This is a genomic window from Rhodovarius sp. (assembly GCF_040399605.1).
Taxonomy (GTDB): Bacteria; Pseudomonadota; Alphaproteobacteria; order Acetobacterales; family Acetobacteraceae; genus Rhodovarius; species Rhodovarius crocodyli_A.
On the sequence record NZ_JBBARU010000001.1, the window covers coordinates 76,844 to 94,485 of the forward strand.

At 66.7% G+C, this 17,642-nt stretch carries 18 protein-coding genes and 1 riboswitch; of the genes, 7 read left to right on the plus strand and 11 right to left on the minus strand.

The window, feature by feature from the left end:
- Window positions 1-43: 43 nt before the first annotated feature.
- A complete protein-coding gene (hrcA, locus tag ABWP84_RS00360) occupies window positions 44-1,123 on the minus strand; it encodes a heat-inducible transcriptional repressor HrcA (RefSeq protein ID WP_353209995.1) in 1,080 nt (359 codons plus the stop codon).
- A gap of 101 nt (window positions 1,124-1,224) precedes the next feature.
- Between hrcA and ABWP84_RS00365 the strand changes: the two genes are divergently transcribed.
- Window positions 1,225-2,262: an alpha/beta fold hydrolase gene (locus tag ABWP84_RS00365; RefSeq protein WP_353209996.1), complete on the plus strand. Its 1,038-nt coding sequence runs from the start codon at window positions 1,225-1,227 to the stop codon at window positions 2,260-2,262.
- Window positions 2,263-2,282: 20 nt separating this feature from the next.
- On the opposite strand, the gene ABWP84_RS00370 is transcribed toward ABWP84_RS00365, so the two are convergent.
- Window positions 2,283-3,914: an EAL domain-containing protein gene (locus ABWP84_RS00370; protein WP_353209997.1), complete on the minus strand. Its 1,632-nt coding sequence runs from the start codon at window positions 3,912-3,914 to the stop codon at window positions 2,283-2,285.
- 73 nt (window positions 3,915-3,987) lie between these two features.
- On the minus strand, window positions 3,988-5,169 hold the full coding sequence (rnd, locus tag ABWP84_RS00375) for a ribonuclease D (protein WP_353209998.1): 1,182 nt from the start codon (window positions 5,167-5,169) through the stop codon (window positions 3,988-3,990).
- A 95-nt stretch (window positions 5,170-5,264) separates the two neighbouring features.
- On the opposite strand from rnd, the gene aqpZ reads away from it, so the two are divergent.
- The 3 genes from aqpZ to ABWP84_RS00390 all read left to right on the plus strand — a co-directional run bounded on the left by aqpZ (window position 5,265) and on the right by ABWP84_RS00390 (window position 8,667).
- Entirely contained in the window at window positions 5,265-5,960 is a 696-nt protein-coding gene (gene aqpZ, locus ABWP84_RS00380; protein ID WP_353209999.1) for an aquaporin Z, read from the plus strand.
- Between the two features lie 70 nt (window positions 5,961-6,030).
- The gene (gene aspS, locus ABWP84_RS00385; protein ID WP_353210000.1) at window positions 6,031-7,848 is read left to right on the plus strand and encodes an aspartate--tRNA ligase; all 1,818 of its coding nucleotides are present in this window, start codon (window positions 6,031-6,033) and stop codon (window positions 7,846-7,848) included.
- A 9-nt stretch (window positions 7,849-7,857) separates the two neighbouring features.
- Window positions 7,858-8,667, plus strand: coding sequence for an EipB family protein (locus ABWP84_RS00390; RefSeq protein WP_353210001.1), 810 nt, complete (start codon window positions 7,858-7,860; stop codon window positions 8,665-8,667).
- Here the strand turns inward: ABWP84_RS00390 and ABWP84_RS00395 are convergent.
- Window positions 8,664-10,229, minus strand: coding sequence for an ABC transporter substrate-binding protein (locus ABWP84_RS00395; RefSeq protein WP_353210002.1), 1,566 nt, complete (start codon window positions 10,227-10,229; stop codon window positions 8,664-8,666). The genes ABWP84_RS00390 and ABWP84_RS00395 overlap by 4 nt on opposite strands.
- Window positions 10,230-10,280: 51 nt before the next feature.
- A riboswitch (TPP riboswitch) is annotated at window positions 10,281-10,390 on the minus strand.
- 99 nt (window positions 10,391-10,489) lie between these two features.
- Here ABWP84_RS00395 and ABWP84_RS00400 point away from each other — a divergent pair.
- Both ABWP84_RS00400 and ABWP84_RS00405 read left to right on the plus strand, forming a co-directional pair.
- The gene (locus ABWP84_RS00400) at window positions 10,490-11,041 is read left to right on the plus strand and encodes a TRAP transporter small permease (protein WP_353210003.1); all 552 of its coding nucleotides are present in this window, start codon (window positions 10,490-10,492) and stop codon (window positions 11,039-11,041) included.
- Entirely contained in the window at window positions 11,038-12,318 is a 1,281-nt protein-coding gene (locus ABWP84_RS00405) for a TRAP transporter large permease (protein WP_353210004.1), read from the plus strand. The genes ABWP84_RS00400 and ABWP84_RS00405 overlap by 4 nt, the downstream gene beginning before the upstream one ends.
- Here the strand turns inward: ABWP84_RS00405 and ABWP84_RS00410 are convergent.
- From ABWP84_RS00410 to ABWP84_RS00440, 7 genes are all read right to left on the minus strand, one after another.
- Entirely contained in the window at window positions 12,270-12,482 is a 213-nt protein-coding gene (locus ABWP84_RS00410; protein WP_353210005.1) for a DUF1289 domain-containing protein, read from the minus strand. The two genes, ABWP84_RS00405 and ABWP84_RS00410, sit on opposite strands and share 49 nt — an antisense overlap.
- A 1-nt stretch (window position 12,483) precedes the next feature.
- On the minus strand, window positions 12,484-13,209 hold the full coding sequence (locus ABWP84_RS00415) for an SDR family oxidoreductase (RefSeq protein WP_353210006.1): 726 nt from the start codon (window positions 13,207-13,209) through the stop codon (window positions 12,484-12,486).
- The gene (locus ABWP84_RS00420) at window positions 13,206-14,162 is read right to left on the minus strand and encodes a tripartite tricarboxylate transporter substrate binding protein (protein WP_353210007.1); all 957 of its coding nucleotides are present in this window, start codon (window positions 14,160-14,162) and stop codon (window positions 13,206-13,208) included. Before ABWP84_RS00420 ends, ABWP84_RS00415 begins: the two co-directional genes overlap by 4 nt.
- Window positions 14,163-14,379: 217 nt before the next feature.
- On the minus strand, window positions 14,380-15,288 hold the full coding sequence (locus tag ABWP84_RS00425; protein ID WP_353210008.1) for a tripartite tricarboxylate transporter substrate binding protein: 909 nt from the start codon (window positions 15,286-15,288) through the stop codon (window positions 14,380-14,382).
- Window positions 15,289-15,417: 129 nt separating this feature from the next.
- The gene (locus ABWP84_RS00430; protein ID WP_353210009.1) at window positions 15,418-15,573 is read right to left on the minus strand and encodes a hypothetical protein; all 156 of its coding nucleotides are present in this window, start codon (window positions 15,571-15,573) and stop codon (window positions 15,418-15,420) included.
- A 53-nt stretch (window positions 15,574-15,626) separates the two neighbouring features.
- Window positions 15,627-16,256, minus strand: a complete 630-nt coding sequence (locus ABWP84_RS00435; protein WP_353210010.1) for a sigma-70 family RNA polymerase sigma factor — start codon at window positions 16,254-16,256, stop codon at window positions 15,627-15,629.
- A 57-nt stretch (window positions 16,257-16,313) separates the two neighbouring features.
- A complete protein-coding gene (locus ABWP84_RS00440) occupies window positions 16,314-16,799 on the minus strand; it encodes a sigma-70 family RNA polymerase sigma factor (protein WP_353210011.1) in 486 nt (161 codons plus the stop codon).
- 71 nt (window positions 16,800-16,870) lie between these two features.
- Here ABWP84_RS00440 and ABWP84_RS00445 point away from each other — a divergent pair, with 71 nt between their 5' ends.
- Window positions 16,871-17,590 carry a response regulator gene (locus ABWP84_RS00445; protein WP_353210120.1) on the plus strand — a complete coding sequence of 240 codons (720 nt, stop codon included), beginning with the start codon at window positions 16,871-16,873 and terminating at the stop codon, window positions 17,588-17,590.
- Window positions 17,591-17,642: the final 52 nt, after the last annotated feature.

Here is a 17,642-nt window from a genome sequence, read left to right on the forward strand (position 1 = left end):
GAGGGCCATGCTGGCCTGGAGCCGGGGCCATACGCCAGCAAAATCAGCCGAGCAGCCGCCCCAGCACCCGCGCCGTGTAATCCACCACGGGGATCACCCGGCCATAATTGATCCTGGTCGGGCCGATCACGCCAATCGCGCCCACGATCTTCTGCTGCGCATTCTTGAACGGCGCCACCACCATAGACAGCCCAGCCGAGCTGAAGACGCCATTCTCAGCGCCGATGAAAATCTTCACCCCCTCACCCTGCTGCGCCATTTCCAGCAGGCGCAGCGTGGTCTCCTGCGCCTCCAGCCGCTCGAACAGCGCCTGAATTTCATGCACCCGGGCCATATGGTCCAGGTTTTCCAGCAGCCGGGCCTGGCCGCGTAGGATCAGGCTGCCGCCCGAGGCCGCACTGCCGCCGGCCAGCGTGCCCAGCCCCGCCTCGACCACCTGATTGGTCAGCGCATCCAGCGCGGTGCGATTGGCGGCGACTTCGGTGCCGACATCCTCGCGCAGTTCCTCCAGCGTGCGGCCGGCGAGGCGGGCATTGAGATAATTGCTGGCCTGCACCAGCGAATTCGGCGGCAACCCCGCCGGCACCTCGATGACGCGGTTCTCTACCTGGCCATCGGCGCCCACCAGCACCACCAGCGCGCGGCCCGGGCCGAGGGGGACGAATTCCACATGCTTGACCACCGCCTCGGATTTCGGCGCCACCACCAGCCCGGCGGCACCGGCGAGGCCACTGAGCATCTGCCCCGCCTCGGCCAGCGTGTCTTGCAGCGAGCGGCCATGCGCGGCGCAGCGGGCGGAAATCGCCTCCCGCTCCGCCTCGCCCAGATCGCCGAATTCCAGCAAACCATCGACGAAAAGCCGCAAGCCCCGATCGGTGGGCAGCCGGCCCGCGGAGGTATGCGGCGCATAAATCAGCCCCGCCTCCTCCAAATCGCTCATCACATTGCGGATGGAGGCGGGCGAAAGCCCCATCGGCAAGCGGCGCGACAAGGTGCGGCTGCCCACCGGCTCGCCGGTATGGACATAGAGCTCGACCAACTCGCGCAGAATGGCGGTGCCGCGGCCATCGAGGGCCGAGGAGCTGAGTAAGGGCGCAGCGGCCCGGAAAGGGGGCGTGTGCATTGTGCACATTCTAGGGAGCCGACGCGGAAATGTCCAAATCCATCCCGTGGGCGCGGTGAGAAGATTGCGCTAGTATGGGCTTACCGAGGGAGATTTCTGGCATGAACCGACGCGCAATCCTGGCCGCCCCCAGCTTGGCCACCCCGGTATTCCTCACCCGCGGCGCCCAGGCCCAGGCGCCGCGAATCGTCACCGAGGAATTCATGGTGCCGGTGGGCGATGGCCAAGAGGTGTTTCTGCGCAATAAGCGGCCGGAAAGCTTGGCCAGCTTCACCCCTGGCCGCACCCTGCTGATGGTGCATGGCGCCACCTACCCGGCCTCAACCGCCTTCGACCTGCCCTTGGGCGGGCTGTCCTGGATGGATTACATCGCCGGCCGGGGCTTTGATGTCTGGTGCCTGGACCTGCGCGGCTATGGCCGCAGCACCCGCCCGCCGGAAATGTCGCAGCCGGCCGAGGCCAACCCGCCCCTGGTGCGCGGCGAGCAGGCGGTGGCCGATATTGCCCGCGCCGCCGCCTTCATCCGCGAGCGCCGCGCGCTGCCGAAATTGACCCATCTGGGTTATTCCTGGGGCACTGCGCTGATGGGCCGCTTCGCCGCCGATAACCCGACCTTGGTGGAACGCCTGGTGCTCTACGCACCGGTCTGGCTGCGCCAGGGTGCCTCGCTGGCCGATCCAGGCGGGGCGCTGGGGGCCTATCGTTTCGTGACGCAGGAGGCGGCGCGCGCCCGCCGCGGCGCCGGCGTGCCCGAGGCGGCACGCGCCACTCTGGTACCGCCCGGCTGGTTCGAGCATTGGGCCGGGGTGACCTGGGCGACCGACCCTGAGGGCATGCGCCGCAACCCCGCAGCCCTGCGCGCGCCCAATGGCAGCGTGGCCGATGGCCGCGAATACTGGGCCGCCGGCCGGCCCTTCTATGACCCTGCGAAGATCACCGCCCCCACCCTGCTGGTGCTGGGCGAATGGGACCAGGATACGCCCCCCTATATGGCCAATACGCTCTTCCCGCTGCTCACAGCGAGCACGGGCAAGCGGCTGGTGCTGCTGGGCGAGGGCACGCATGGCATGTGGATGGAGCGCAATCGCGGCGCCTTGTTCCAGGCGGTGCAGATTTTCATTGAAGAATCAGCCGGCTAACTTGGAGGCGCGTGGCGCCTTCAGGCCCATTCCTCCTTAACGCCCTGGGGGCGACATGCGAGCACCGGTCGGGGCGGGCGAATCGCCCCGGGCCGGCCGAGATGCCAGCCCTGGCCATAATCCGCGCCCAGGCGTTTCATCAGGCTGGCATGCTCGGCGGTTTCGATACATTCGGCGATGACCTTGGCACCGACCGCGAGTGAGAGATCGACCATGGCGGCGATGAAGCTGCGGTCCCGCTCCTGCTGCATGGCCGCGGCAACAAAGCTGCCATCGACCTTCACATAGTCGATCGGGAAGCTCTTGAGATAGCGGAACGCCGCAGCACCGGCGCCGAAATCATCGAGGCATATCGGCACCCCGCGCCCGCGCAACTCCTGCATCGTGTCCCGCGCGGCGGCCTCGTGCTCAATCTCAGCACTTTCCGTCAACTCGACCATGAGGCGGGCAGCGGCCCTGGGGGAGGAATCCAACGCGGCGCGGAGGCGGCTGCGAAAGGCCGGGCTCTGCATCGACAGGCCAGAGATGTTAACCGCGATATGCTCTCCGGCATTGAGCTGCGGAGTGGCCTGCATGGCCTGTTCCAGCACGGCGAGGTCCAATTCCTCGGTCAGGCCGACCATTTCCGCCAGATTGACGAATTCCGCCGGCCCGCCATTGGGGCCCAGAATGCCCTTTTGGGGCCGCAGCAGCGCCTCGTAATGGTGCAGCCTGCCATCGCCCAGCGCGCAGATGGGCTGGAATTCCAGGCTGAAATTACGCCCCTCCAGCGCGCGGCGAAGGGTCTGGCTGCGCATCGCCACGTCCTCCACAAAGCCGGCCAAGCCTGCACCAAACCCCTCCTCATACACCGCCTTGCTGCCGCCGGAGGCGAAGACCGACAGGCAGTAGCGTATCGCCCGGGCCGATTGGACGGGCGAAAGCCCCCCCATGGATAGCGGCAGGGTATCAATCCGCAGGGCATTGCGCAGGCCCTGGCTGGGCATCATGGCGTCCAGCGCATCGCCCAGGCCTGACAGGTCGGGCAGCTTGGCGCCTTCACCTGGCATCACGCTGAAGCGGCCGGGCGCCACCTCCGTCGCCAAAGCGCCGCCATCGCGCTCCAGCACCCGGTTGATATGCGGCAGCAGGGTATCGGGCGTGGCGCCGCTGATCTCGATCAACCCCAGCCGGTCGGGTGGTAGGGCCCGCCTATCCGCCGCGGCGCGGCGAATCCGGCCCTCCACATCGCGCAGCATGGCAGCGGGGCCGCACGGCGTGGCGCCGGGCGCGATGGGCACCGGAGGTGGCGCGAAGCTCAGGCATAGCCGCCTGGGATGGCCTGGCATGTCGAGATACAGGCCCGAGACGACAAAGGGCGTGGCATTGTCATCACTCAGCGCAATGGCCGAGGGCTCCAGCCGGCCGCGCACTGGCAGCATGGCCAGGGCGGTGTGGAAGGCGCCGCGGTCCTTCAGCGCGATGAGATCAGACACCGGCATGCCCAACACCGCCTCAGGCGGCAGGTTCAGCCGTGCGCGGAAGGCCCCGGTGGCGACGATGATATGGCCATGACAATCTGTCTCCACCAGCATCTCGGCTGCAGCAAAGGCAAAAGCGACGTAACGCTCCATCGCGCCCAAATGGCCGATGCTATGTATCGCCGACTGCATGAGCGCCCCCATATCGTGCCCCAGAAATCTAGGGCAGGGAAACTAATGCCAGATTAAAGCAGCGCCTGGGGGATCACGTTTCGAGGAGCTTGACCCGCCGGCCATCCACCCCCAGCGCCAGCCGCCCCGCCTTGAGCGCCAGCGCGGCCTCGCCAAAAACCTCGCGCCGCCAGCCCTTCAGTGCCGGCACATCCGGCGCGGCCTCGGTGGCCAGACGGTCAAGATCATCGCTATTGGCCAGCAGGCGGGGGGCGACGTTATGCGCCTCGCTCTTGGCCGCCAGCAGCACCTTCAGCAGCGCCACCAGCGCGGGCGAGGCGACGGGGCCGGGCCGGTTCTCGCGCATCTCCGGCAGGGCGGTATCGGGCAGCGCCCGCGCCTCGGCAATGGCCGCCACCAGCGACAGGCCAGATTTGCCCTTGGCAAAACCCTCCGAAATGCCCCGCGCGCGGGCCAGCTCGGCGGCGTTGGAAGGCGTGGTGGCGGCAATCTCCAGCAGCGTCTCGTCCTTCACCAGCCGTTGGCGGGGAATATTGATGCGCTGCGCCTCGCGTTCGCGCCAGGCCGCCACAGCGCGCAAAATGCTGAGAAAACGCCGGTTTCCGGTGCGTGGGCGCAGCTTTTCCCATGCCGTCTCCGGCGCCTGGATATAGCCGGCCGGGTCTTGCAGCGCGGCCATTTCCGCCGCCACCCAATCGAGCCGCCCCTCGCGTGACAATTGCTCGACCAGCTTCTGATAAATCACCCGCAAATGGGTGACATCGGCGGCGGCGTAATCCACCTGCGCCTCCGAGAGCGGCCGGGCCGACCAGTCGGAAAACCGATGCGCCTTGTCGATTGCAGCACCGGCGAGGCCGCGGGCGAGGCTATCATAACTGGCCTGATCACCATAGCCGGCCACCATGGCAGCGATTTGGGTGTCGAACATCGGCGTGGGCACGGCGCCGTATTTGAGCAGAAAGATTTCCACATCCTGCCGCGCGGCGTGGAACACCTTCACGACATTGGGATTGGCCAAAAGATGCCCAAGAGGCGAAAGGTCAAGGCCTTCGGCTTGCGCATCAACCACGGCCACATCCTCGCTTCCGCCCAACTGCACCACGCAGAGCTCCGGCCAATAGGTCCGCTCGCGCATGAACTCCGTGTCCACCGTCACGAAACCTTCCGTGGCGAGGCGGGCGCAAAGCTCGGCGAGTTCCATGCTGGTGGTGACCAGGCGGGTGGGCGGGAATGCGAGGGGTTCGGGGCGCTGCATGCCCCGCAACTAGAGCATGGGGCCGAGGGCGCAAGACGGAATATTCGACTTTACAGCGACTGAGCCACAACAGGAAAGGCTAGGGAGACAAGGCAATGACGAAAAAACTGGCAGCTGAATTCATCGGCACGCTCTGGCTCGTGCTCGGCGGCTGCGGCAGCGCCGTGCTGGCGGCAAAGTTTCCAGAGGTGAGCATTGGTCTGGTGGGCGTCTCCTTCGCCTTTGGCCTGACGGTGCTGACCATGGCCTATGCCATTGGCCATGTCAGTGGCTGCCACCTCAACCCGGCGGTGACCTGCGGCCTGGTCGCGGCGGGAAAATTCCCCTTTGAGGAGGCACCAGGCTACATCATCGCGCAATGTGCCGGCGCCTGCGCGGGGGCCTTCCTGCTCTTCACCATCGCCTCCGGGGCTGCGGGTTTCGCCGGCGTGGGCGGGTTTGCCGCCAATGGCTTTGGCGCGCATTCGCCGGGCGGCTTCTCGATGAACGCGGTCATCATCACCGAAATCGCGATGACCTTCTTTTTTCTCACCATCATCCTGGGCGCCACCTCCACCGCGGCGCCGGCAGGCTTTGCGCCCATCCCCATCGGCCTGGGGCTGACCCTGATCCACCTGATTTCCATTCCGGTCAGCAACACCTCGGTCAATCCGGCGCGCAGCCTGGGGCCGGCCTTATTCGCCGAGGGGGCTTGGGCTTTGCCGCAGCTTTGGGTGTTCTGGGTGGCGCCAATACTGGGCGCGGTGCTGGCCGGGCTGGTGGCGCGCTGGCTGCAGGAAGCCGAGGGCTGAGCGCCCCGCGCTTGACAGAGAAATCTCTCTGGCCCCTGTAGGGGGTCCTAAAATCAGACCAGGGTTACCCATGCACGCCTACCGCACCCATACCTGCGGCGCGCTCCGCGCCGAGCACGCGGGCCAAACCGCCCGCCTTTCCGGATGGGTGCACCGCAAGCGCGACCATGGCGGTCTGCTCTTCATCGATCTGCGGGACCATTACGGCGTCACCCAATGCGTGGTGACGCCCAATTCCCCGGTCTTCGAAGCGGCCGACAAGCTGCGCCCGGAAAGCGTGGTGACGCTGACCGGCGATGTGGTAGCGCGCGAGGGCGGCATGGTGAACGAAAGGCTGCCCACCGGCGCCATCGAGATGCGGGTGCGCGAGCTTATTGTGCAGGGCGCGGCCGAAGTGCTGCCCATCCAGGTCGCCGGCGAGCAGGAATTCCCCGAGGAACTCCGCCTGCGCTACCGCTTCCTCGACCTGCGGCGCGAGCGCCAGCACCGCAACCTGCTGCTGCGCAGCGGCGTGATCGCCTCCATCCGCCGGCGGATGATCGAGCAGGGTTTCACAGAATTCCAGACGCCCATCCTCACCGCATCCTCGCCCGAAGGCGCGCGCGACTTCCTGGTGCCTGCCCGCAACCACCCCGGCAAATTCTACGCCCTGCCGCAGGCCCCGCAGCAATTCAAGCAATTGGCGATGGTGGCGGGCTTTGACCGCTACTTCCAAATCGCCCCCTGCTTCCGCGATGAGGCCTCCCGCGCCGACCGCAGCCCGGGCGAATTCTACCAGCTCGATTTCGAGATGAGCTTTGTCACCCAGGAAGACGTCTTCGCCGCCATCGAACCGGTGCTGGCCGGCGTCTTCGAGGAGTTCAACGGCTTTACCGGCGCGAAGCGGGTGGTGACCCCCGCCCCCTTCCCGCGCATCCCCTATGACACCGCGATGCTGGAATTCGGCTCCGACAAGCCCGATCTGCGCAACCCGCTGCGCATCACCGATGTGACGGCGCAATTTGCCGGCGGCGCCTTTGGCCTTTTTGCCAAGGTGACGGCCGGCGGCGGCGTGGTCCGCGCCATTCCCGCCCCCGGTGCGGCCGCCCGCCCGCGCTCCTTCTTCGACAGCCAGAATGAATGGGCGCGCAGCGAGGGCGCGGGCGGCCTGGGCTATATCTCCTTCGCCAATGGCGAGGCGGTGGGCCCTATCGCCAAGAATCTGGAGCCCGAGCGCGTAGCCGCCATCAAAGCCGCCTGCGGCCTGAAGGATGGCGACGCCGTCTTCTTCTCCGCCGGCAAGGAGCTGGAGGCCGCCAAACTCGCCGGCAAGGCGCGCAACCGCATCGGCCAGGAACTCGGCCTCTATGAGGAAAACGCCTATCGCTTCTGCTGGGTCACCGATTTCCCCATGTACGAACTGAACGAGGAAACCGGCCTGATCGATTTCAGCCACAACCCCTTCAGCATGCCGCAGGGCGAGCTGGAGGCGCTGAACACCATGAACCCGCTCGACATCAAGGCCTATCAATACGATATCGTGTGCAATGGCATCGAACTCAGCTCCGGCGCCATCCGCAACCACCGCCCGGAAATCATGCTCCGCGCCTTCGAAATCGCCGGCTATGGCCCCGATGTGGTCGAGGCGCGCTTCGGCGGCATGCTCAACGCCTTCCGTTACGGCGCGCCGCCGCATGGTGGCTCGGCCCCGGGTATCGACCGTATCGTCATGCTGCTGGCCGATGAGCCCAATATCCGCGAGGTCATCCTCTTCCCGATGAACCAGCAGGCCGAGGATCTGATGATGGGGGCCCCGGCCCCGGTCGAAGCCCTGCGCCTGAAGGAACTTTCCATCAAATTGGACCTGCCCCCGCCCAAGACAGGTGCAACGCCACCCAAAACCGCCTAAATACAGGCGATGAAATACGTCCTCCTTGCTGCCGTGCTGGCCCTGGCGCCGGTTTTTGCGAATGCCGCCGGCCCGGTGGAGGGGGCAGCCGATATGGTGGCCCACCGCGCTGCCTATCGCCTCACCCTGGATCGCTCGCGCGACACCGCGGGCATCCAGCGGGCCGAGGGTGCCATGCTGTTCGAGGTGCAGGATGCCTGCGAGGCCTGGGCCACCCGCCAGCGCTTCACCCTGGTGGTGACGGATAGGGACGGCAATACGGTCGAGACCAGCAGCGATTATTCCACCCTGGAGAGCAAGGATGGCCAAACCCTGCGCTTCTCGCTCACCCAGGTGACCGAGGGTGCGGTGACCAGCCGCGTCTCCGGCGAGGCCACGCAGACCGAGGCCGGCGGCCGGGTCGTGTTCACCGACCCGGTGCCGAATGAAATGCGCCTGGCCCCCGGCACGCTTTTCCCGATGATCCACACCATCCGTGCCCTGGCCGCCGCCCGCGCCGGGCAGCGCCTGCTGTTGGCACCGCTGCTGGATGGCACCACGGCCGATGGCCCGCAGGACACGACAACGGTCATCACCGGCGGCTGGCAGGCGCCTGCCGAGAATAGCCGCTTCCCCGCGCTGGCCCCCTTCGGCCATGCCCGCATGCGCATCGCCTTCTTCGAGCCCGGCCAGCAGGGTGGCGCTTCCACCCCGGGCTATGAGGTCTCGCTGCGCTATTGGGCCAATGGCGTGGCCGATGAGATGAAGATGGATTTCGGCGAGTTCATCGTCAATGGACAGATGCTGGAACTGGCGCTGGCGCCGAGCGGCGGGTGCTAAACCCGCCGCAAATTCCACAAAAACGGGTTCGGGCCCTGCAACACCCCGGACAAATCCGCCCGGAAGGCAGTGCGCAGCCGGAACAACCCGGTCGGCGCAAAGGGCACCGCATCCCAGGCCAGTTCCTGCAGCTTCGCCATGGCATCGGCCTGCGTGGTGGCATCCGGCGCCTCAATCCAGCGCACCGCCTCGGCCTCCACCGCCGCATCCTCCGGCCAGCCGAACCAAGCCGCTTGGCCATTCATGCGGATAATCGGCGAGACGGCAGGGTTGGCGATGCCCGGGGCCGGAAAATTGGTGTTGTGCAGGCTCCAGCCACCCTGGGCCGGCGGGTTGCGGCTGGCGCGCCGCGCGATGGTGGTGGCCCAATCGGCCTCAACCAATTGAATATTCACCCCCAGGCGGCGCATCACATCCGCCGTCACCCGGCCCTGCTGGGTCACGGCCGGGAAGTCCGAGGGGTTCACATGCACAATTGGCTCGCCATTATAGCCTGCCTCGCGCAGGGCATCGCGGGCGCGCTGCATCGCCGCCTCGCCGCGCGTCGCAGGGGTGAATTCGCGCGTCGCCGGCAGGCCGCAGGGGAACATCGCATGGCATTCCTGCCAGTCACCCGGCAGCGCCACCGCCTGCATGAAGTCGCTCTGCACCAGCACATCGCGGATGGCGCGGCGCACCCGCACATCATTGAACGGCGCGTGCAAATGGTTGAAGCGCAAAAACCCCAGAAACCCGTTGGGATCATAAACCTGAGTGCGGGTGTTGCGGTCCCGCTCCAGCGTGGGCACCAGGTCGGGCAGCGGGTATTCGATCCAGTCGATCTCGCCGGTGCGCAGCGCCGCCGCCGCCGTGCCGCCATCGGGAATCCAGACCATCTCCAGCCGGTCAAAATGCACCCGCTTGCCGCCTGACGCCGCCTCGGCCGCTTCGGCGCGCGGCATATAGGCCTCGTTCTTGGCATAATGCGCGCGGGCACCTTGGTTGAACTCACCGGTAATGAACCGCCAGGGGCCGGAGCCGATCATGTGCTCGGCCCCCAGCGGGCGGTCAGCCGGCAGGGCGGCAATGCGCTCGGGCATCATGAAGCACGGGCTGGCGGCAGGCTTGGCCAGCGCATCCAGCAGCGCCGGGAAGGGCCGCTTCAGCCGAAAGACCACGGTGCGGTCATCACTGGCGAAAAGCTCCTCCGTGGCGCGCAGCAGCACGCCGCCAAAGCCATCACGCGCCGCCCAGCGCCGAATACTGGCCACGCAATCCGCCGCCCGCACCGCCTCGCCATCATGCCAGCGCAAACCCTCGCGCAGGCGAATCTCCCAGCGCAGCCCATCGGCGGAAACGCTATGCCCCTCGGCCATTTGCGGTTGCGGCCGCAATTGCCGGTCGGCGCCATACAGCGTGTCAAACACGCAAAATCCATGTGTGGTGACAATGGTGGTGGGGTTGAAAATCGGGTCCAGCGCGGCAAGTGCCGCCTGCGGCATGAAGCGCAGGGTTCTGGCCCGCGCGGTCTGCGCAATGGCTGGTGTGGCGGCCGCAGCGGCCAGAAAAACGCGACGCTTCATCCCATTCCCTCCATATGGCAAACCGGACGCAAGGTGGGACAGGGGCACGCGCACGGCCTAATGCACCCTCCCTACGCCGGTTTTAACCGGATCAGGTTCCAAGGTTCGCGGGATGCGTCCCGTCTCTCAGTCCCGACAAAGGGGCTCACCCAGGTAACCTGGGTTTTCTGCGCGCCTTGCCGGCCGGTGGCAAGTGGGGGCTTTGACAGCCGCCCCCCACCGGCCTCACCCTGCCCATACAAACGCGGCGGGGAAGTAGCGTGAACAAACCATTCGAAGGCGTGGCCGAACTGGAGGAGGCCGGCTATGCCGATGATCTGCGAAAATTCCGCCTGCGCGATTACGGGCCGGAGGATTGGGTGGGCCTGGTCCTGCTCTGGACCACCGCCGGCCTCGTCTTCACCCAGTTCTTCTCCCGTTATGCGCTCAATGACAGTGTGGCCTGGACCGAGGAGGTGGCCCGCTACCTGTTGATGGTGCTCACCTTCATCGGCAGCGCCGGCGCAGTCCGGCGCGGCACCCACATCCGCGTCGAAGTGCTGGAACAATCCCTGCCCATGCCGGCTCGCCGAGTGCTCTGGGCCATCCTCGATGCCGGGCGGCTCGCCTTCTGGGTCTTCTGTACCGTGGTCGGCTATGATCTGGCGGACCGCATGGGCGTGATGCCGATGGATAGTTTCCAATCCACCCTGGGCTGGGTGTACTGGCCCATCTTCGTGGGCTTCCTGGCCATGAGCATCCGCGAGGCGCTGTGGATATGGCGCCGCTGGCGGCATGGCGACGCACCCAACACCCAGGATGTCATCGCATGACCGCCGCCATCCTGCTTTTCGGCTTTTTCGGCCTGCTCGCCATGGGCTTCCCGGTGGCCATAGCCCTCGCCGGCTCCGGCATCGTCTTTGCCTATATCGATGGCACCATCCCCATGCTGGCCATCGTCCACCGCATGGCCTCGGGGGTGGATAGTTTCCCGCTGCTTTGCGTGCCCTTCTTCATCATGGCCGGGCTATTGATGAACACCTCCGGCATCACCGAGCGGATTTATGATTTCGCCGTGGCCGCGGTGGGCTGGATGCGCGGCGGCCTGGCGCAGGTGAACGTCATCGGCTCGGTCATCTTCGCTGGCATGTCCGGCACCGCGGTGGGCGATGCGGCGGGCTTGGGCACCATCGAGGTCCGCGCCATGAAGGCGCATGGCTATGACCCGAAATTCGCCGTGGGCATCACCGCTGCCTCCTCCATGCTGGGGCCGCTGCTGCCGCCCTCCCTGCCGCTGGTGATTTATGGCGTCTCGGCCAATGCCTCCATCGGCCAGCTTTTCGCCGCTGGCATCGTGCCTGGCCTGCTGCTGGCCACCTGCCTGATGAGCATGGTGTATTACTATGCCCGGGTGCGCGGTTATGGCGCGGATGCGAAATTCCGGCTTTCGGAAATGTTCCGCACCTTCCTGCGCGGCGCCCTGCCGCTGGCAACGCCCATCATCATCATCGGCGGCATGCGCGCCGGCGCCTTCACCCCCACCGAGGGCGCGATCTGCGCCGTGGCCTGGGCGCTGCTGCTGGGGCTTTTCGTCTTCCGCACCCTGGGCTGGAAAGCCATCGCCAAGGTCTCCTTCGAAACCGTGGAGATCACCGCCACCATCCTCATCATCGTCGCCGGTTCGGAAATCTTCGGCTGGCTGCTCACCACCACTCGCGCCTCGGAAATGGTGGTGGGCTGGGTGTTGGCATTGACCGAGCAGAAATGGCTCATCCTGCTGCTGGCCAATATTTTTCTCCTCCTGGTGGGGCTGGCGATCGAGCCGCTGCCCGCCATCCTCATCCTCACCCCCATCATGCTGCCGATCATGGAGACGATTGGCGTGGACCCGGTGCATTTCGGCCTGATCATGGTGCTGAATCTGTGCATCGGGCTGCTCACACCACCGGTGGGCATCGTGCTCTTCATTCTGGCCCGGGTGGGCAATATCAGCTTCGAGGATGCGGCGAAGGGCGTCTGGCCCTTCATGATTCCGCTGGTCGGCGTGCTGATGCTTTGTACCTATGTGCCTGAAATAGTGATGTGGCTGCCCACGATGTGGTATCGCTGACGCCGCGCCGGCAGCGCCGCCATCACCGCCTCACGCTCCATCGGCGTGAGCCGCACCCAGGCGGCAATCTCACCCAGGCTGCGAAAGCAGCCCAGGCAAAAGCGCTGCTGGCGGTCGATCTTGCAAATATTCTGGCAGGGCGTCGCGATGGGAGCCTGGGGCATGTCAGCGCGCGTTGTAGCCGCCATCCACCAGCAGGTCAGTCCCCGTCATATAGCGGCTTTCATCGCTGGCCAGAAACAGCGCGGCATCGGCAATTTCCTCCGGCGTGCCCTGCCGCCCGGTGAGCGTCAGCGGGCCATAAAACGCCAAAGCGCGCTCCTCCCCGCCAATCCGCCCGAGCGTGCGGTCGGTGGCAATGGGCCCGGGCGAAAGACTGTTCACCCGGATACGGTCCTTGGCATGGTCAATGGCCATGCAGGTGGCCATATGCACTAGAGCCGCCTTGGCGGTGCAGTACCAGAACCGCCCCTCCCGCCCCACATGGCCTAGCTGCGACGCCATATGGATGATGCTGCCGCCACCCGCCGCGCGCATCGCCGGGATGGCATAGCGGCTCATCAGCATCGGCCCCGTCAGGTTCACCGCCATGGCGCGGTTCCAATCCTCCAGCGGGATGGTCTCGGCCGTATTATCGGGCACGAAGGCGGCGGCGTTGTTCACCAAAATATGCAGCGCACCAAATTTCGCCACCGTGGCCGCCACCGCGGCCTCGGCCTGTGCGGGGTCGGAGACATCGCAATGCAGCGCCAGTTCGGCCTCCACCCCAGGCCCAATATCGGCGCCGGCCACCAGCGCCCCCTGCTCGGCAAAACGCCGGGCGATGGCCGCGCCAATGCCGCCCCGCGCGCCGGTCACCAAGGCCACGCGGCCCGCCAGACGGCCGCTCAATTGGCAATTCCCATATTGGCGACAAGCGGGCCCCAGCGCTCCACCTCAGCGCGCAGATGCGCCGCAGCGGCCGCCGGAGAACTGTCAGGCCAAACCTCGGCGCTGTTCTGCCGCAGCCGCTCGCGCACACCGGGGTCCTCCAGGGTGCGTTTGGCCACATCGGTCAGCACCGCCAGCGCCTCCGGCGGCGTGCCGGGGCGCACGAACAGCGCCTGCCAGGCCGTCAACTCATAACCCGGCACGCCGGATTCCATTAGCGTGGGCAGGCCGGGCAGCAGGTCAGTCCGCTCCGCGCCACTCACCGCCAGACCACGTAGCCTCCCCTCGCGGATCAGCGGCGCCAGCATCATCGGGCTGTCGATGGTCAAATCCACCCGCCCCGCCACCAAATCCTGCACCGCCAGCGCCGCGGTGCGATAGGGCACGATGGTGAAATTCACCCGCGCCAGATGCTTCATCAATTCGCCCGCCAAATGATTGGTGGCACCGGGGAAGGTGGAGCCGTAATTCACCGCATCGCCGCGCGCGCGCAGCCAGGCCATCAGCTCCGCCACATCGCGCGCCGGCACATCGGGGCTCACCGCCAGCACCGAGGGCTGCCGCGCCACCAGCGAGAAGGGCACAAAATCCGTGATCGGGTTGAAGGGGAAATCGCGGCGGATCGCCTGCATCACCGGGTGATTATTGGTGCCGATGAAAATGGTATAGCCATCCGGCGCGGTGCGCTGAAAGGCGGCGGCGGCTATGGTGCTGCCCGCACCGGCAATATTCTCACACACCACCGGCCGGCCCAGCAGCTGGGCCATATGCTCGGCCACGATGCGGCCCACAATATCAGTGGCACCCGCCACCCCCACCGGGATGATCATCCGCAGCGGGCGATTGGGAAAACCCGATTGGGCCAAGGCAGGCGTGGCCAAAGCGGCGGCAAAAAGGGATCGGCGGGTGGCCATGGCGTGCAGCCTCTCAACAGTTAGCCGCCAAACTAACAGGCTGTGGAAAAACGAACAGCGCGGGAGAATAAGATCGAGGGGCTTTGCCCCTTGAGCACCCCAGGAGGAAACTTAGTTTCCTCCACCTTCGTGAAATTATCGAGTTTAAACATTTTCTCTGTGGGTGAGGGCGACTGGGCAAAGCCCTTTCGCTCTCTCTTTTCCCCGCAACGCAGCATCAGTCGAGCCGCACCCCGGCACGGCGCACCACCTCGCCCCAGCGCGCCATATCGGCAGCGATAAAATCCGCCAGCGCCGCGGGCGTGCTCGGGGTGGGGGCCACGCCAATGGCGGCCAGCCTGGCGCGCAGCTCAGGCGTGGCCAGCACCGCCGCCATCTCGGCACTCGCCCGTGCGGTGATGGCTGGGTCCACCCCGGCGGGGAACAGCGCCGCCTGCCAGACCGTGACGGCAAAGCCGGGCAGCCCCTGCTCGGCGATGGTGCCCACATCCGGCAGCAGGGCCGAGCGCTCGGCACCGCTCACCGCCAGCGCCCGCATCTGCCCCGCCCGAATGCCAGGGCTGGAGGAGAGCACATTGTCAAAACCCACCGCCAGCCGCCCCGCCATCACATCCACCAGCACCGGCGGGCTGCCGCGATAGGGCACATGCACCACGTCGATACCAGTGGCGAGCTTGATCATCTCCATCGCCAAATGCCCCGCCGTGCCATTGCCGGCAGAGCCATAGGAGAGCGCCCCCGGCCGCGCCCGGGCCAGCGCAATGAAATCCTGAAACCCGCGCAAGGGCAGGCTCGGGTCAGCCACCAGCACATAAGGCGCGCTGGTCAGCAACGCGATGGGCGAGAAATCCCGCAGCGGGTCAAAGGGTAGGCGCGGCATGAGATGCGGATTGGTGGAATGATTGGGCCCGACAATGACCATGGTGTAGCCATCCGGCGCCGCGCGGGCCACCAACTCGGTGCCCAGCGCGCTGGCGCCGCCTGGGCGATTATCCACCACGAAGGCGCGGCCGGTGCGCTCGCTCAGCGCCTGGGAGATCGCGCGGCCCACCGCATCACCGCCACCGCCAGCCAGAAAGGGCACCACCACCCGCACCGGCCGGGCCGGCCACACCTCCTGCGCCATAGAAGCGCCTGGCGGCAGCAGCCAGGCCAGGGCCAAACACATCCACCGCAACCATCCCGCCATCGCGCCTCTCCCTCCGCCAAGGGCGGCAGCATGGCGCGACATCCACGGCGCGGATAGCGCCGCCTCTCAGGTCTTTCGGCTATTCTCGATCAGGGCGAGAATCTCAGGCGGGATCGGCTCCTCCGCCACCTCGCCATAAACGTCACGCAGGCCCCGCTGCAGCCAGATGTCAAAGGCGGCATCGGCCGAGCCAGCACGGCTGCCGCCCGGCTTGGGGCTCATTCCCGGTTGCACCCGCTTGCGCAATTTCGGCGGCGTGGCGTCCACTATGGCCCTCAGCAACGCGGCAGGGTGACAATCCGCCAATCTTTCTTACCATCATCCACCACCGCGATACCAGCGCGCCCCGCTGCGGGGGGCCGGTTGGGCGGCGCAACATCCAGCAGCCAGCCATGCAGCAGCTTGCGGGCGCGAAACACCCGGCATTTCACCGTGCCCACCGGGACCCCCAGCGCTGCCGATGCCTCCTCATAGGACATGCCCTGCACCGTGATCATCACCAGCGCCAGGCGATGGTCGGGCCGCAGCCGGCCCATGGCGCGCCTGAGTTCAAGCAGCGCCATATGGCCATCCTGCGAGGCGGGCCGGGCGAATAATTCGGCCGGCGCATCCTCCACCGAAACACACTCCCTCCGCCGACGAATATCCGACAGAAAGCGGTTGCGCAGGATGCAGGACATCCAGGCCTTGAGATTGGTCCCCGCCGCGTAGCTCTCCCGCGCACGCAGGGCATTGGCCACGGTGTTTTGCAGCAGGTCATCGGCATCGGGGCGGTTGCGCGTCAGCGCCAGGGCATATTGCCGCAGAGCGGGCAGGGTTCGCAGCAACAGGTCCTCGAAGGGCGGGGTATCCTGCAGCGTCTGGGCTTCGGTGCCATTCGTGGCGGCAATTATCTTGATGATCATGGGTCCGGTTTTTCATGCTGTCATGAACCCAATGCCTGCGGCGGCGGAATGGTTGCATCACATCGGCGAGGCCACCCCACCCGGCAGCATCCGGCGCAAACCCGCCCGCCCGCGCGACAGCCTCGCCTTGATGGTCCCGGGCGCCACCCCGCAAATCGCCGCCGCCACCGCAATATCCAAGCCCTGGCCACCCACCAGAATCAGCGCCTCATGCTGCAGCGCGGGCAGGCATTGCAGGGCGGCGACCAGGTCGCGCAGCGCCAGGGTATCGGGCTGCCGGCTGGGGCTGGGGGCTGCGGCCTCGGCGGCGTGCCGGGCCTCCCGCCGCCTCCGGCGCAGCGCGGCAAAAAACGCATGTCGCTGAATCGTGAACAGCCAGGGGCGCAACGCAGTGTCAACTTGCCACTGTGCCTCGGCCGCCAGCGCCCGAAGGATGGTCTCCTGCACCAGATCATCCGCCGCGCTGTGGTCACGGCACAGGGCGCGGGCGTGGCTGCGCAAGGCGGGAAGACATGCCGGCAATGCCGCCCTCAGCCCGCTCAATCGTCTGGCTCCGTCTTTCACCACCGCCGGGGCCGCTCGCCCCGGAGATGCTCAACATGAGGATTGCGATGATGAATTCCCATAGCCCGACCAGCCTGATGGCGGCCCTGCCCTTCGCCCGTCGCTTTGCCCGCGCCATGGTCGGCAGCCAACAGGAGGGCGATGGGCTGGTGGCGCGCAGCCTGCGCCAGGGCCTGGCGGCGGGGCTGCCGGCGCATCTCGCACTCTATGCCTCCATCGCAAGCCTCACCGCCGATACCGCCCCGCAGGCGCTCAGCGCCCGCGAGCGCCAGGCCACCCTGCTGACCAGCCTCGAAGGCCTGACCCGGCAGGAGGCCGCACAGGTGCTGGGGCTGGATGACCCGGCCTTCGACACCCTGCTCGACACTGCGCGCAAAAAACTGCGCCAGATGGTCTGCGCCGATGTGCTCATCATCGAGGATGAGCCGGTCATCGCCCTTGACCTGCGGCTGCTGGTCACCCGCTGCGGCCACCGGGTGGTGGGCGCCGCCTCATCCGAGGCCGAGGCCATCCGCATGGCCACCGAATACAAGCCCGGCCTGATCCTGGCCGATGTTAATCTCGGCCGGGGTGGCGATGGCATCACCGCCGTGCGGCAAATTTTGCGCCACGTCAGCATTCCGGTGATCTTCGTCACTGCCTATGCCGAGCGCCTGCTCACCGCCGAGGGGGTGGAACCCGCCTTCATCATCAGCAAACCCTTCGACAGGATGACGCTCGCCATCGCCACCTATCAGGCGATCACCGCCGGGCAGATTCCTGCGGTCTGAAACCCCCAGCAGCAGGGGGGCGTTTGAAGGGGCAGGCCGCTGGCATGCGGCA

Bases quoted from the DNA above. Each gene is read 5' to 3' on its own strand.
- ABWP84_RS00390 (WP_353210001.1), top strand. From the start codon at position 7,858: ATGAAATACGTCCTCCTTGCTGCCGTGCTGGCCCTGGCGCCGGTTTTT.
- ABWP84_RS00405 (WP_353210004.1), top strand. From the start codon at position 11,038: ATGACCGCCGCCATCCTGCTTTTCGGCTTTTTCGGCCTGCTCGCCATG.
- ABWP84_RS00435 (WP_353210010.1), bottom strand. From the start codon at position 16,256: ATGATCATCAAGATAATTGCCGCCACGAATGGCACCGAAGCCCAGACG.
- ABWP84_RS00395 (WP_353210002.1), bottom strand. From the start codon at position 10,229: ATGAAGCGTCGCGTTTTTCTGGCCGCTGCGGCCGCCACACCAGCCATT.
- hrcA (WP_353209995.1), bottom strand. From the start codon at position 1,123: ATGCACACGCCCCCTTTCCGGGCCGCTGCGCCCTTACTCAGCTCCTCG.
- ABWP84_RS00430 (WP_353210009.1), bottom strand. From the start codon at position 15,573: ATGAGCCCCAAGCCGGGCGGCAGCCGTGCTGGCTCGGCCGATGCCGCC.
- ABWP84_RS00410 (WP_353210005.1), bottom strand. From the start codon at position 12,482: ATGCCCCAGGCTCCCATCGCGACGCCCTGCCAGAATATTTGCAAGATC.
- aqpZ (WP_353209999.1), top strand. From the start codon at position 5,265: ATGACGAAAAAACTGGCAGCTGAATTCATCGGCACGCTCTGGCTCGTG.
- ABWP84_RS00445 (WP_353210120.1), top strand. From the start codon at position 16,871: ATGAATTCCCATAGCCCGACCAGCCTGATGGCGGCCCTGCCCTTCGCC.
- ABWP84_RS00420 (WP_353210007.1), bottom strand. From the start codon at position 14,162: ATGGCCACCCGCCGATCCCTTTTTGCCGCCGCTTTGGCCACGCCTGCC.
- aspS (WP_353210000.1), top strand. From the start codon at position 6,031: ATGCACGCCTACCGCACCCATACCTGCGGCGCGCTCCGCGCCGAGCAC.
- ABWP84_RS00425 (WP_353210008.1), bottom strand. From the start codon at position 15,288: ATGGCGCAGGAGGTGTGGCCGGCCCGGCCGGTGCGGGTGGTGGTGCCC.
- ABWP84_RS00365 (WP_353209996.1), top strand. From the start codon at position 1,225: ATGAACCGACGCGCAATCCTGGCCGCCCCCAGCTTGGCCACCCCGGTA.
- rnd (WP_353209998.1), bottom strand. From the start codon at position 5,169: ATGCAGCGCCCCGAACCCCTCGCATTCCCGCCCACCCGCCTGGTCACC.
- ABWP84_RS00370 (WP_353209997.1), bottom strand. From the start codon at position 3,914: ATGCAGTCGGCGATACATAGCATCGGCCATTTGGGCGCGATGGAGCGT.